Here is a 13902-nt window from a genome sequence, read left to right on the forward strand (position 1 = left end):
CCGGCCGCCATAGAGAGACGGCGCGTTATCGTTATGAAGTTTCTTTGCCTATGGGTAAAGGTTTCGGCGGTACAGCACGCAAAGCGTTTCTGTATAGCGTTATTTTGTTAACAAAAACGGTGCAATATGCAAGTTTTCATTATGCGTCACGGTGACGCGGCCCTTGATGCAGCAAGTGATGCGCAGCGGCCTCTTACTCTGTGTGGTCAGGATGAGTCACGTCAGATAGCAAGCTGGCTAAGCGAGCAGTCTGTTGATATCGATCAGATTTTGGTTAGCCCTTATCTACGCGCCGCGCAAACATTAGACGTCGCGCGTGAGGTGATAACGCTACCGGCGGAGCAGGAAGTGATGCCAGAATTAACGCCGGGTGGGGATGCCGCTTTTGTCTGTTGTTATTTGCAGGCATTGGCAAAAGAAGATTGTGCCGCAGTGCTGGTTATTTCGCATTTGCCGCTGGTCGGGTATCTGGTGTCTGAGCTTTGTCCAGGGCAATGTCCACCGATGTTTGCCACTTCGGCAATCGCCTGTGTTGACCTTAATGGTGAGACAGGAAAGGGGACGTTTGACTGGCAAGTCAGCCCGTCACAACTGCTGGCAAAGGCTTGCCACGGTTAAAACAGTGTTAGTGAATACCCAATCGGCGCGGCATCTCTGTCGCGCCGTTGTTTTTCTCTCAAACCGCATTTCACGTCTATTCTTCTAACTCAATTAATACCAGTAATGCCGCAGTTCCACCCCAGTCTTTAGGGGCTTGATGGAATGCCAGCACATCGGGATGCTGTGCCAGCCACAAAGGGGTTTGTTGTTTCAGAACATGCTTGCCGTGGCCATGCATCACGCAGGCACAATGCACATGCTCCCGCTTACAGGCAGCAATCAGTGCGCCCAATTCCTGTTTAGCCTGTTTTTGGGTTAATCCGTGTAAATCCAAAAACATATCGGGCGAGTAATCACCGCGCCGCAGCTTTTTAACTTCAAAATGATCAACGCCAGGCCGCACATAGCGTGTCGGGCCTTCGCTATCCAACTGTGGTTGGAATTCATCAGAAAAATAATAACTGGCATCAACCTGTTCTTGCAGTAATTTTTCCGGCGCGATTTTTTTGCCCAACTTGGGCGGTGTATGCAAAACAATCGTATCTTGTTTCAGTTTCTTCGCCCCGACTATAGACTCCTTAAATAGCTGTAAATCATCAGTCGTGAGGTGATATTTATTTTTCATTATCAGTTCGTTTACTTATTTGATTACCTCCAGTTTACCTGTTGAACGTCATCTGTCTAAATAAATGTCTATACCCGTCATATTTCAAGGTGTAGGTGCGTTGGCTGCCCTCGCTTACCCGAATCACTTACTTGTGTAAGCTCATCGGGATTCTCTCTGTTGCCGCCTTCCTACGCCTCGAAATCTATTGGGTATAGGTATGTCGTCATATTTCAAGGTGTAGGCGTGTTGGTTGCCCTCGCAATCAATCGGTTATCCATGCAATTTTTGTCATTAATGCACTTTTCATTATTCGGTTATCATTCAACTGATGTATTGCTGCTGATTTGTCGCGGGCTTCATGGCAAACTAGGGGATAGATAATGATTTTTCGCACCGTTGTTGGAGAATACCTTGGACAAGATTTTCGTCGATGAAGCAGTAAATGAGCTGCACACCATTCAGGATATGCTGCGCTGGGCAGTTAGCCGGTTTAATGCGGCGAATATTTTTTATGGTCACGGTACTGATAATCCGTGGGACGAAGCAGTACAACTGGTTTTCCCAAGCCTGTTTTTACCGATCGATATTCCTGAAGATATGCGCAGTGCGCGCCTGACGTCGAGCGAGCGGCACCGGATTGTCGAGCGAGTAATCCGCCGGGTTAATGAGCGAATTCCGGTTGCTTATTTGACCAATAAAGCCTGGTTCTGCGGCATGGAATATTATGTTGATGAGCGGGTGTTGGTGCCACGTTCACCGATAGCTGAGTTGATTAATAACAGCTTTGACGGGCTGATTAGACACCAGCCTAAGCATATTCTGGATATGTGTACCGGCAGTGGCTGTATTGCTATTGCTTGTGCCTATGCCTTCCCAGACGCTGAAGTGGATGCCGTCGATATCTCTAATGATGTCCTGGCAGTAACTGAGCATAATATTCAGCAACATGAGATGGAACATCAGGTGACACCGATTCGCTCTGACCTGTTCCGTGATTTACCGCCAATCAAGTATGACTTGATTGTCACTAATCCACCGTATGTTGATGCCGAAGATATGGCCGACTTACCGCAGGAGTTCCGCTTCGAGCCTGAACTTGGGTTGGCTGCTGGCAGCGATGGCTTGAAACTGGCTCGCCGTATTCTGGCTTGCGCACCGGACTTCTTGCAAGATGATGGCGTGTTGATTTGCGAAGTGGGCAACAGCATGGTGCATTTGATGGACCTCTATCCAGATGTGCCTTTCACCTGGCTGGAGTTCGACAACGGCGGTGATGGCGTATTTATGCTGACCAAACAGCAACTGATTGACTGCGCTCCGCATTTTAGTATGTACCGCGATTAATCGATCTCTGCTTATAAAGTCTGTCAGTGTGATAAATATCATACTGACAGATTGTTTATGACTACATGGTAAGGAGCCGTGATGGCTGGCAACAGTATTGGGCAGTTTTTCCGCGTCACCACTTTTGGTGAATCTCACGGCATCGCCTTGGGGTGTATTATTGATGGCGTCCCGCCGGGCATTCCAATCACTGAAGCTGACATTCAGTTGGATCTCGACCGGCGTCGCCCAGGTACCTCACGCTACACCACTCAACGCCGCGAACCGGATCAGGTGCGTATTTTATCCGGCGTGTTTGAGGGGGTCACCACCGGTACCAGTATCGGGTTGATGATTGAGAATACTGACCAGCGGTCACAAGATTACAGCACGATTAAAGATGTCTTCCGCCCAGGCCATGCGGACTATACCTACGAACAAAAATACGGTGTGCGCGACTATCGGGGAGGGGGCCGCTCTTCAGCCCGTGAAACCGCAATGCGTGTTGCCGCCGGTGCCATTGCTAAAAAATATTTGGCGCAAAAATTCGGGGTACAGGTGCGTGGCTATCTGGCACAAATTGGCGATATCAGTTGTGATTTGATTGATTGGGATTTGGTTGAACAGAATCCGTTCTTCTGCCCAGACGCCAGTAAGTTGGAGCCGTTAGATGCGCTGATGCGCGAACTGAAAAAAGCTGGTGACTCCATTGGGGCCAAAATTACCGTGGTAGCTGAACACGTACCAGTGGGGTTGGGTGAACCGGTATTTGACCGTTTAGATGCTGATTTGGCTCATGCATTGATGAGTATCAATGCGGTGAAAGGGGTAGAGATCGGTGATGGCTTTGCTGTTGTGACTAAGCGCGGCAGTGAAAACCGTGATGAAATTACCCCACAAGGTTTCCAGAGCAATCATGCCGGTGGCATTTTAGGCGGCATCAGCAGCGGGCAACCAGTTGTGGCCCATATCGCTTTGAAACCGACATCCAGCATTATGGTTCCAGGGCAAACCATTAACCGGCAGGGTGAGGCGGTTGAGATGGTTACCCGTGGCCGCCATGACCCTTGTGTCGGTATTCGTGCCGTCCCGATTGCGGAGGCCATGATGGCTATTGTGTTAATGGATCACTTGCTGCGCCAGCGTGCACAGTGCGGTGATGTGGTTTCAGACGTTCCGCGCTGGTAGGCACAATGAACAAATGGATTGTGGGTGCAATAGCACTTGCCACAACAGTAGCGCTGGCTGCTATGGCCCCAGTCATGGCGGCAACGCCATGGCAACAGATAGCCAACCCGGTGGCGGGTTCTCCGCAGTCGATTGGTGGTTTTGCCAACGGCTGCGTTATTGGTGCGATGCCCTTGCCGCTCCAATCGGCAGAGTATCAGGTGATGCGCCCGGATCAGCGCCGTTATTTTGGTCACCCTGATTTGCTGAACTTTATCCACCGTCTGAGTGCGCAGGCTGAGCAACATCGCTTGGGTACAGTGTTGATTGGCGACATGGCAATGCCTGCCGGTGGGCGCTTTAGCAGCGGGCATGCCAGCCATCAGTCTGGTCTGGATGTGGATATCTGGTTACAACTGCCACAACAGCGCTGGAGCCAACAGCAATTGTTGAAACCGCAACCCATTGATTTGGTGGCTGCTGACGGTAAACGGGTAGTGCCAGCACTCTGGCAACCGCAGGTCGAGAGTCTTATCAAATTAGCGGCTAACGATAACGAAGTGACCCGTATTTTTGTCAATCCGGCAATTAAAAAACAACTGTGTCTGGATGCCGGAACGGATCGTAATTGGTTGCATAAAGTGCGCCCGTGGTTCGGTCATCGTGCACATATGCATGTAAGATTGCGCTGCCCGGCAGACAGTCTGGAGTGTTTGGATCAAGACACGCCTCCTGCGGGGGATGGTTGTGGTGCCGAACTGGAAAGCTGGTTCCAGCCACATCAACCGAGTGCTAAACCGGGTAAAACCTTACCCCCACCATTGCCGCCTTCATGTCAGGCTTTGTTGGATAACCATTTTGCTACGGAATAAATCATGGATTGGTTTACGCTGGGCCCTGCAGTTTTAGGGATTTTGTTTGTCGTTGCCTTATTGGCGGGTTTTATTGATTCCATTGCTGGCGGCGGGGGCTTACTCACTGTGCCAGCATTGCTGGCGGTTGGATTACCCCCAGCGCAAGTGTTGGCGACCAATAAATTACAATCCGTCGGTGGATCATTCTCCGCCAGCCTTTATTTCATCCGCCGTGGGGCGGTGAATTTAAAAGAGCAAAAGTTGATTATTGCTCTAACGCTGGTCGGTTCAATGCTGGGTGCTATTTTGGTTCAGCATATGCGGGCCGACATTTTGCGGCAAATTCTGCCATTACTGGTAATAGGTATTGGTGTCTATTTTCTACTCACCCCCAAGCTGGGTGAGGTTGATCAACAACGCCGTCTATCTCCACTACCTTTTGCCTTGATTGCTGGCGGTGGTGTCGGTTTTTATGATGGTTTCTTTGGCCCTGGAGCTGGTTCTTTCTATGCGTTGGCCTTTGTGACCCTGTGCGGATTTAATCTGGCAAAATCCACTGCCCATGCCAAAGTGCTTAATTTCACCTCTAATTTGGGTGGCCTTATCTTTTTCATCATCGGCGGCAAAGTGGTGTGGAGTATCGGGTTGGTGATGCTGGTCGGGCAAGTGCTGGGCGCGCGCCTTGGTGCACATATGGTGTTGACTAAAGGCCAAAAATTAATCCGCCCAATGATTGTCGTGGTGTCATTCGTAATGAGCTGCAAGCTGCTGTATGACAGTCATGGTACCGAGATCTCCTCCTGGCTGGGATTACACGTTTTCGCATAACTTAAGGTATCCAATAGGGCAGTGAGCCTGAATGCCGTTGCCGATACCGCTCTTACGGACCCAAGTATGACTCATGATTATCAGCAATTAATCGATGTTTTTAATGCCTGTTTTAGCGACCAATATAATACCCGGCTGGTAAAAGGTGACGATGAACCTATTTATCTGCCCGCCGATGACGAATTTCCCTATCATCGGGTGATTTTTGCCCATGGATATTATGCCAGCGGAATGCATGAGATCTCGCATTGGTGTATTGCCGGTGAAGAGCGGCGCAAGTTGGTCGATTTTGGTTATTGGTACTGCCCGGACGGGCGAGATGTATTAACTCAGAGTCAGTTTGAAGTGGTTGAGATCAAACCACAGGCACTGGAATGGATGTTCTGTGTAGCGGCGGGTTTCCCTTTTAACGTCAGTTGCGACAACCTGGAGGGGGATTGTGAGCCGGATCGCATCACATTCCAGCGCAAAGTGCGCGAACAAGTATTGTGGAATTTAGAAAACGGTATATCCACACGACCTGCGGGCTTTATTCAGGCACTACAATCGTTTTACAATACGCCGCCGTTGGTAGCCGAGCTTTTCCCTTACCCGGAAGATCTCGTGTAGCTTACCGCCTGGCTGCAACGCCATTATTTTTGGATATAGAATATAACCCAATAGATTTCAAGGTGTAGGAAGGCGGCAAGCAAGATACAAATTGATTGTATTTTGAACAATGCTTGTGCTGGCCCGCAGGGTGAGCCTCTGATGAGGTTCATAATCCCGACGGTAAGTGATTCGGGTTAACGGGGCTGCCAACACACCTGCGGTTTGAAATATGGCGGGTTATTGAGGAAAATTGATGATCGCAGAGTTCGAAACGCACATATTAGCGCAGATTGATGACATGGTAGAGCACGCCAGTGATGATGATTTATTTGCCGGCGGCTATCTGCGCGGCCATCTGACTCTGGCCGTAGCTGAATCTGAAGAGTTTGGTGAACATACGGCTGAGCAGCTACATGCCCGCGTGCAGACCAGCCTGGAAAAAGCGATCAAAGCCGGTGAGCTTTCCCCACCGGATCAGGTTTTGGTCTTGGGCTTGTGGGATCGTTTACTTGAGCAAGCTATCAAATAGCTTCCATTACTGAAGTCGCAGGGGTTTAGCCAGATCCGTTACTTGGCTTCACCTCTGCGATTCTAGTGATTTTGACGCCGCTGCAAGTCACCCCGCTGCGCTTAAGATAACGTCGCAACGCGCTGTTGTACCGGCCTGCCTTTCAGCAACTTTCGAATCCAAAATCGATTAGGATTGAGTGCCGCCAGCGTTGGTGCATCTAATGGCTGCGGTTCCCCGAACATTTGTGCCGCCAGAATTTCTGCCACCAATGGCGCACTGCACAAGCCCCGTGACCCCAAAGCCCCCACCATGAATAATTCCGGCCATACCGGAGCTGGCGCTATCTCATCACCACGCTGAATTTTGCGCGGCAGATCCTGATATTGTGCCAGTGTTGCAGCATAATCTGGGACTGCGCCCACCATTGGCAAGTGATCACGAATAGCGCAACGCACCCCGCAGCGCGCTTGATTATCACTGATATCAACCTGGTGCGGCCACTTAACTTGCGGCAGGCAACGTAACAGGCGATCCCGATTCTCTTGTTGTTCATCGGCACGAAAATCAGTGGCAATATCGCCGCGCTGATAACTGGCCCCAATACAATGATGCTGATTAGCCGGATTCACTGGCGTCAGGTAGCCGTCATAGCATAGCACTTGCTGCAACTGACTGAGTACTGAGGTGGTGGGAATGTGGGAAACCTGCCCGCGCACGGCCGACAGCGGCAGATGCTGGGTTTGTTGCCACTCAGCTAAGCGGTGGCCGGTGGCCAGCACCACTGTAGCATGTTGTTTCGCCACCCGTGGTTGTTGGGTATCGATGGGTTGGGCACTGAGTTGCTGGAAGCTGAGCTGCCATTGCCCGTCAACATACTCTAACTGGCGCAGTTCATGTTGATAGTGGCAAGTCATCCCTTTTTGCTGAGCCAGCATTACCAGCGCTGTGGTGAGGTCTGATGGGCATAACCAGCCTCCGGCTGGATAATGTATACCATCGTGGGCGCAATCTAGCCCAGCGAGCGCACTGAGCTGTTCACGGCTCATGGCTTCAGCGAATTGCACCGGCCAGCTTATTTGCAGCATTTTATCAATTTTGCCACGGCTTTTTTCATCAAATGCCAATTGGCTGACACCACACCATTGATGGTCAAAACTCACGCCTTGCGCTAGCAATTGGTCATATTGGCGGCGAGCAAAGGTAAATGCGCTGGTGAAAAAGGTTTCCAGTGCATCATCTTTACCGTTTAGCAGGGGATAGAGTGCACCTTGGCGGTTACCTGATGCACCTTGCGCTGGTTGTGTATCGGCGCAATAGAGCGTGACCTTAGCCCCACGGCGCAATAAGGCTAATGCTGTCAATGCACTGACGATGCCCCCGCCAATGATCGCGATATCATCACAATGGGCTGCTGCTGGCCGGTGGTACCAGGGCGTGGCGGGTGACTCGATGCTTTGCGGCAATCTGCCCGTGAGCATTTCACGTTTTTGCCCAAAACCTGTCACTTTAGCCACGTCGAACCCTACTTGTTGCAAACCACGGCGAACAAATCCGGCAGCGGTAAATGTGGCGAAAGTCCCTCCCGGCCTCGCCATACGCGCCATGGCATTGAATAGCATGTCATTCCACATATCGGGGTTTTTAGCCGGGGCAAAACCATCAAGAAACCAGGCATCCACTTGATTATTCAGGCTGGCATCCAACTGGGGCAGTAAGGTATTGACATCACCAAACCACAGATCCAGAGTAATACTCCCCTGTGCCAACAGGATACGGTGGCACCCCGCAAGGGGTAATGGCCAGTGGGCGCGCAGTTGTTCGGCAAAAAACGCCAGTTCTGGCCAGCGGCCATGGGCGGCGGCCAAATCAGCCACCTGAAGCGGGTATTTTTCGAAACTGATATAGTGTAAACGTTGGAGCTTAGCACTGGCGTGTTGCTGTTTGAACTGAGCGAAATCACGCCATAACGTTAAGAAATTTAATCCGGTTCCGAAGCCCGTTTCGGCAAAAATGCAGTTATCTCGCGGGTGTTGAACAAAACGTTCAGGAAAACCATTCCCCTTAAGAAAAACGTAGTGAGTCTCTTCCAGCCCATCTTCATTGGAAAAATAGATGTCACCAAACTGTTCCGATACAGGTGTACCCTGTTCATTCCAGCTTAATGTCGCGGTTTGGATTGGGGGTTGGCTCACGTTGAAAGACTCGTATCTCAAGGGGTAGGGCGATTCTAACTATGTGACCGGCCGCGTGCAAATCGTAAAATTATCTGGGTATATTACGCTGATCGGACTTGTTCGGCGTACAACTGTACGCTAAAGTGCGTTGCAAAATCCCGAATGTAAAATAAGTGGAAGAGGTATTGAATGAAGCGTGCAGTAATTACTGGCTTGGGTATTGTCTCCAGCATTGGTAATAACCAGCAGGAAGTTCTGGCATCTTTGCAGGAAGGCCGCTCTGGCATTACTTTCGCTCAGGAATTTAAAGACGCAGGTATGCGCAGCCATGTATGGGGCGATGTAAAGCTGGCATCTGAGCCTAAAGACCTCATTGATCGCAAAGTGCTGCGTTTTATGAGCGACGCCTCAATTTATGCTTTTCTTGCGATGCAAGAAGCGATAGCAGACTCTGGTCTGTCAGACGATCAGGTATCCAATTTCCGCAGTGGGCTGGTAGTGGGTTCCGGTGGTGGTTCACCCCGTAATCAGGTTGCCGGTTCTGATGCAATGCGTACCCCACGCGGCTTGAAAGGTGTTGGTCCTTATATGGTGACCAAAGCCATGGCATCCGGTGTGTCCGCGTGCCTGGCAACACCGTTCAAAATCAAAGGTGTTAACTACTCAATCAGTTCTGCCTGTGCGACATCCGCACACTGTATTGGTCATGCTTTGGAGTTAATCCAACTGGGCAAGCAGGATGTGGTGTTTGCGGGTGGTGGTGAAGAACTGTGTTGGGAAATGGCCTGTGAATTCGATGCCATGGGCGCGTTGTCGACCAAATACAATGAAACTCCGGCTAAAGCTTCCCGTACTTATGATCAAGACCGTGATGGTTTCGTCATTGCAGGTGGCGGCGGTATGGTGGTGGTAGAAGAGCTTGAGCATGCTCTGGCGCGTGGCGCACATATCTATGCTGAGATTGTTGGCTACGGCGCAACCTCTGATGGTGCTGATATGGTTGCACCATCAGGTGAAGGTGCTGTTCGTTGCATGCAGATGGCAATGGCAGGCGTTGATACGCCAATTGACTACATGAACGTACATGGTACTTCTACACCGGTTGGTGATGTGAAAGAGCTGGGTGCGATTCGTGAGGTATTTGGTGATAACACACCGGCTATCTCCTCAACAAAAGCCATGACCGGCCACTCACTGGGTGCTGCGGGTGTGCATGAAGCTATCTTTAGCCTGCTGATGGTTGAACACGGCTTTATCGCACCAAGTATCAATATCGAAAATCTGGATGAGAAGGCGGCGGGGATGAATATCATTACTGAGCCAACTCAACGCGAATTGACTACTGTTATGTCTAACAGCTTCGGTTTTGGTGGTACTAACGCCACACTGGTCATGCGTAAATACCAGAAATAAGGTCAATCGCAGATATTTCTGCTCATTGATATTGAGTTACTAAGGCCTGCGAGTAATCGCGGGCCTTTTTATTCGCTATGAATAAATACGTCTAAGGAAGAATACAATAATCATCAGTTGATCACTGACTATTCATAAAAATATCTTGTACTCAATAATCGAGATGAATAACATTATAGACTGTAGGTGATTGAATCTTAATACGTTAACCTAATTACATCGTTTCTTAATATTTTTTTATTCTGTTAAAGTCAAATTTGAAGTTAAAAAATCCTTGCCTGCTCAAAAACGTTAATTCACACTATTAGAACAATAATTAAACAGTTTTATTTTTGTCTTTTAATTTACCAACACAGCAGGATAGTTCAATGAGCCATAATCAAAGTGATCAGAAGATTAAGATTGCCGATTTAAACGAGCGCGTTGTTCATGAAATTCTGGAAGTGATAAGTGATGGTATCTGGGATTGGAATGCCAACAGTGGATTTGTTTATCGTAATACTGGTTGGTATGAAATGCTGGGTTACCCTGCCCATGTTTTTGAAAATACAGTCCATACTTGGGAAAAAATCATCCATCCAGACGACTTTGAAAGAGTGATGTTTCAGTTTGATGCCTATATTAATAACCAGGCAGAACGATACCAGATTGAATACCGTTGCCGGACTCATGATGGCGACTATATATGGATTGAAGATCGCGGCAAGGTGATTGAGCGTAATAGTGATGGTTCCGTATCGAGGATGATCGGCGCTCACCGCAATATCCATGACAGAAAACAGCGCCTTGAAAAGTTAGAGTTAAAGAATAAATCTCTGGAAGCGTTAGTCGAGGAGCGAACTGTTGAATTACGCGAAACCAATTTCCGGTTACAGCAGCAACTCGATATCAAAAAAAGTCTTTCTGAAACAGATGTATTAACCTCTGCGGCTAACCGTTATTTGCTGGAAAAAGTACTGAAACACGAATATAACCGCGCAAAACGATTTTGCCAGCCGTTGTCATTGCTTGCGTTGGATTTAGACAATTTCAAATCTATTAATGATAAGCATGGTCATTCTGTTGGGGACTTAACATTGACGCATATTGTTGATGTGATCAGGAATAATATTAGGGAAATTGATGTGTTAGGCCGTTGGGGTGGCGATGAGTTTATGATTGTGTTACCTAACACACAATTAAATGAGGCTAAATGTATTGCTGAGAAAATCAGGCAATGCATCGAAACCATGCCTGTGGAAGGGAATATCAATGTAACGATGAGCCTGGGTGTGGTGGAATTGGGGCAAAATGAAGCGCAGGAACAGCTATTAATCCGTGCAGATAAAATGCTCTATAACTCAAAAGCAGCGGGTAGGAATATTATTAGCGGCTGATATTCTTCCAACTTAACGCCGTAGTGATGTGGCAACCTTTGTCACTCGGCCTATTGCTGAGTCATGCAGGGGAGGTCGCAGCAAGCGGTATCAACCTCTGCTGCCCACCGATCTGTTATTGTTTGCTGCCTTGGCAAATGTGTGATGGCTGGGGAATCATCACAATTAGCATGTCAGCGCATATTCAGCGGCCGCACAGGCATGTATTGCGGTGGTATCAAATACCGGTACGCTCGCGTCTTGCGCGTTAACCAACAATGTAATCTCGGTGCAACCAAAGATAATCCCTTGCACGCCTTGCTGTTCTAATTTGCCCATAATGCGGCGATATTCCTGGCGGGAGGTTTCACTGATAACGCCCAAACACAGCTCTTCATAAATAATGCGGTTAACACTTTCGCGATCGATACTATCAGGGGTAATTACTTCAAGACCGTGTTTTTCCGTCAATCGGCCCCGATAAAAATCTTGTTCCATGGTGTAGCGGGTGCCCAATAAGCCAATTTTATTGATCCCTTGCAGCTTAATTTGTGCGGCAGTAGCATCTGCGATATGCAATAACGGTAATCCGCTGGCCGCTTCAATGTCATCAGCCACTTTGTGCATAGTATTGGTGCATACCACGATGACGTCAGCTCCGGCATTTTTTAATGAAACGGCGGCATCAGACAGCAACTGTGCTGCAGTTTCCCAGTCCCCCTTGGCCTGAAGCTGTTCAATCTCATGGAAATCCACACTATAGAGAATGATTTTGGCACTGTGTAACCCGCCAAGTTGTTCTTTAACCTGCTGGTTAATCATCCGGTAATAAGGGATGGTTGATTCCCAACTCATACCGCCAATAAGACCCAAAATTTTCATTCGCTTATTCCTGTACAAACGCCCGTCTGAGTATGGATAGAAATTTAACTATGTAGAAACACGCTGCTGATGCACCGCGACAAAGCAATTAGCGGAACTGTGACAAGACTCCGACTATACCTATTATCTCTGTCTATCATGTTGGTTGTAACAAATCTGTAGCAATCGGAACATCTATTTATTCCTCTATCCATTTTTACACTATTACCATCAACAGGATGACGGAGATTAGGATGATAAAAATAAAGACGGCATACACCCTGACACTATTAGCGCTACTCTTGCCAGCGTCAACCCATGTTGTAGCACAGGATAAAAGTGACAACTATAAACTTGAACAAGTGCTGGTGATGAGCCGGCATGGTATACGAGCACCTTTGGTAAATTATGGCGATATGCTTTCCAGTGCGACACCCGATAAATGGCCACAATGGACCACCCCTGGCGGTTATCTGACACCGAAAGGGGCTGAGCTTGAGGCGATGATGGGGGGGTACTTCCGCGAGTGGTTGGTTAATGCCAAATTACTGAAAGCGACAGGATGCCCGGCAGATACCACGGTATTTACTTATGCTAACAGCTTGCCAAGGACTATTGGTACCGCGCAGCATTTCTTATTCGGTGCTTTCCCTGGTTGTAATGTGCCAGTGGCGCACCAAAAAGACATCGGCAAAATGGATCCAGTTTTTAATCCGATCATCACGCTATATGTCACACCAGAATTTAAAGAAAAAGCCTTGGCATCGATTAATCAACACGCCGGGCCGGGCGGGGTAGAAGGGCTAAATAAGCGCTTACAGCCTAATTACGATTTACTTTCCCGCGTGTTGGATTATAAAAAATCACCGGCCTGTTTAACGGATAAGAAATGTGACTGGAGTACCCAGCCAACTAATATTGTATTGGTACAAAATAAAGAGCCAGGCATCACCGGCCCGCTGAAGTTAGGTACCGGCGCATCAGATGCATTTATGTTGCAATATTACGAAGGTTTCCCGATTAAAGATGTGGCCTGGGGACGGATTCAGTCATCGGAAGAGTGGCGTAAATTAATCGATATCAAAAACCTCTACCATGAGACGTTATTCGGTTCTCCTGCCATTGCGGATAATGCGGCTGAGAAGTTAGTCGGTTTTATCAGTGCCGCCCTTGATCCCGTCGGTGAGAAAACGCCTAATGAATTAGCGGCGCAGAAAGCTAAATTGGCGGTATTGGTTGGGCATGACTCTAACATTGCTTCATTGTTGGCAGCACTGAAAACTAAAGAATACCAACTGCCAGACCAATATGAGAAAACACCAATCAGCGGCAAAGTAGTATTTGAGCGCTGGAAAGATACGAAACAAAATAAAGATATGATGAAGATCGAATATATCTATCTGTCGACTGAGCAAATTCGTAATAAGACGCCGCTGACCCTTCAGGCACCACCAAAACGTGTCACGCTGGAAATTAAGGGCTGCCCGGTTGATGCCAACGGGTTCTGTTCAATGGATGATTTCAGAAAAGCGATAAAACACAACACACAAAGTTAAGTTAACACTGCCCTGCCGCCGGTTGCGGCAGCCGGTAGACAATAGGGGCTGGCATAAAATGA

Annotated in this window: 13 protein-coding genes; 10 read left to right on the forward strand and 3 right to left on the reverse strand. The window is 48.5% G+C overall.

The genetic code is table 11. The features are described from left to right. Positions 1-126 precede the first annotated feature (126 nt). Positions 127-618, forward strand: coding sequence for a phosphohistidine phosphatase SixA (gene sixA / locus A6J67_RS10450; protein ID WP_005183441.1), 492 nt, complete (start codon positions 127-129; stop codon positions 616-618). Between the two features lie 76 nt (positions 619-694). On the opposite strand, the gene smrB is transcribed toward sixA, so the two are convergent. Beyond that, the gene (gene smrB / locus A6J67_RS10455; RefSeq protein WP_042568346.1) at positions 695-1225 is read right to left on the reverse strand and encodes an endonuclease SmrB; all 531 of its coding nucleotides are present in this window, start codon (positions 1223-1225) and stop codon (positions 695-697) included. A 393-nt stretch (positions 1226-1618) separates the two neighbouring features. On the opposite strand from smrB, the gene prmB reads away from it, so the two are divergent. The 6 genes from prmB to A6J67_RS10485 all read left to right on the forward strand — a co-directional run bounded on the left by prmB (position 1619) and on the right by A6J67_RS10485 (position 6499). Continuing rightward, on the forward strand, positions 1619-2551 hold the full coding sequence (gene prmB / locus A6J67_RS10460) for a 50S ribosomal protein L3 N(5)-glutamine methyltransferase (RefSeq protein ID WP_032905917.1): 933 nt from the start codon (positions 1619-1621) through the stop codon (positions 2549-2551). A gap of 81 nt (positions 2552-2632) precedes the next feature. Then, positions 2633-3718: a chorismate synthase gene (gene aroC, locus A6J67_RS10465; protein ID WP_005183428.1), complete on the forward strand. Its 1086-nt coding sequence runs from the start codon at positions 2633-2635 to the stop codon at positions 3716-3718. 5 nt (positions 3719-3723) lie between these two features. Beyond that, a complete protein-coding gene (gene mepA / locus A6J67_RS10470) occupies positions 3724-4569 on the forward strand; it encodes a penicillin-insensitive murein endopeptidase (RefSeq protein WP_005183425.1) in 846 nt (281 codons plus the stop codon). 3 nt (positions 4570-4572) lie between these two features. Further along, entirely contained in the window at positions 4573-5379 is an 807-nt protein-coding gene (locus A6J67_RS10475; protein ID WP_005183424.1) for a sulfite exporter TauE/SafE family protein, read from the forward strand. Between the two features lie 66 nt (positions 5380-5445). Beyond that, positions 5446-5988 (forward strand): elongation factor P hydroxylase, encoded by a 543-nt coding sequence (locus A6J67_RS10480; RefSeq protein ID WP_080608160.1) that lies wholly within the window; start codon positions 5446-5448, stop codon positions 5986-5988. A 235-nt stretch (positions 5989-6223) separates the two neighbouring features. Then, positions 6224-6499, forward strand: coding sequence for a YfcL family protein (locus A6J67_RS10485; RefSeq protein WP_005183422.1), 276 nt, complete (start codon positions 6224-6226; stop codon positions 6497-6499). Positions 6500-6600: 101 nt separating this feature from the next. Here A6J67_RS10485 and mnmC read toward each other — a convergent pair whose 3' ends face one another. Beyond that, positions 6601-8673, reverse strand: a complete 2073-nt coding sequence (mnmC, locus tag A6J67_RS10490; protein ID WP_050296735.1) for a bifunctional tRNA (5-methylaminomethyl-2-thiouridine)(34)-methyltransferase MnmD/FAD-dependent 5-carboxymethylaminomethyl-2-thiouridine(34) oxidoreductase MnmC — start codon at positions 8671-8673, stop codon at positions 6601-6603. Between the two features lie 171 nt (positions 8674-8844). Here mnmC and fabB point away from each other — a divergent pair, with 171 nt between their 5' ends. Continuing rightward, positions 8845-10068 (forward strand): beta-ketoacyl-ACP synthase I, encoded by a 1224-nt coding sequence (gene fabB, locus A6J67_RS10495; protein WP_005183419.1) that lies wholly within the window; start codon positions 8845-8847, stop codon positions 10066-10068. Positions 10069-10436: 368 nt separating this feature from the next. Further along, positions 10437-11444 (forward strand): sensor domain-containing diguanylate cyclase, encoded by a 1008-nt coding sequence (locus A6J67_RS10500; RefSeq protein WP_005183417.1) that lies wholly within the window; start codon positions 10437-10439, stop codon positions 11442-11444. A gap of 165 nt (positions 11445-11609) precedes the next feature. Here the strand turns inward: A6J67_RS10500 and A6J67_RS10505 are convergent, their stop codons facing one another. After that, entirely contained in the window at positions 11610-12305 is a 696-nt protein-coding gene (locus tag A6J67_RS10505) for an aspartate/glutamate racemase family protein (protein ID WP_050296734.1), read from the reverse strand. 233 nt (positions 12306-12538) lie between these two features. Here A6J67_RS10505 and agp point away from each other — a divergent pair, with 233 nt between their 5' ends. Then, complete coding sequence (agp, locus tag A6J67_RS10510; protein ID WP_050296733.1) at positions 12539-13840, forward strand: bifunctional glucose-1-phosphatase/inositol phosphatase; 1302 nt, start codon at positions 12539-12541, stop codon at positions 13838-13840. The last annotated feature ends 62 nt before the right edge of the window (positions 13841-13902 follow it).

The sequence above is a fragment of the Yersinia sp. FDAARGOS_228 genome, from assembly GCF_002073315.2.
In the GTDB taxonomy this organism is placed as follows: domain Bacteria; phylum Pseudomonadota; class Gammaproteobacteria; order Enterobacterales; family Enterobacteriaceae; genus Yersinia; species Yersinia intermedia.

Bases quoted from the DNA above. Each gene is read 5' to 3' on its own strand.
- A6J67_RS10500 (WP_005183417.1), top strand. From the start codon at position 10,437: ATGAGCCATAATCAAAGTGATCAGAAGATTAAGATTGCCGATTTAAAC.
- A6J67_RS10475 (WP_005183424.1), top strand. From the start codon at position 4,573: ATGGATTGGTTTACGCTGGGCCCTGCAGTTTTAGGGATTTTGTTTGTC.
- aroC (WP_005183428.1), top strand. From the start codon at position 2,633: ATGGCTGGCAACAGTATTGGGCAGTTTTTCCGCGTCACCACTTTTGGT.
- fabB (WP_005183419.1), top strand. From the start codon at position 8,845: ATGAAGCGTGCAGTAATTACTGGCTTGGGTATTGTCTCCAGCATTGGT.
- A6J67_RS10505 (WP_050296734.1), bottom strand. From the start codon at position 12,305: ATGAAAATTTTGGGTCTTATTGGCGGTATGAGTTGGGAATCAACCATC.
- sixA (WP_005183441.1), top strand. From the start codon at position 127: ATGCAAGTTTTCATTATGCGTCACGGTGACGCGGCCCTTGATGCAGCA.
- mepA (WP_005183425.1), top strand. From the start codon at position 3,724: ATGAACAAATGGATTGTGGGTGCAATAGCACTTGCCACAACAGTAGCG.
- A6J67_RS10480 (WP_080608160.1), top strand. From the start codon at position 5,446: ATGACTCATGATTATCAGCAATTAATCGATGTTTTTAATGCCTGTTTT.
- smrB (WP_042568346.1), bottom strand. From the start codon at position 1,225: ATGAAAAATAAATATCACCTCACGACTGATGATTTACAGCTATTTAAG.
- A6J67_RS10485 (WP_005183422.1), top strand. From the start codon at position 6,224: ATGATCGCAGAGTTCGAAACGCACATATTAGCGCAGATTGATGACATG.
- agp (WP_050296733.1), top strand. From the start codon at position 12,539: ATGATAAAAATAAAGACGGCATACACCCTGACACTATTAGCGCTACTC.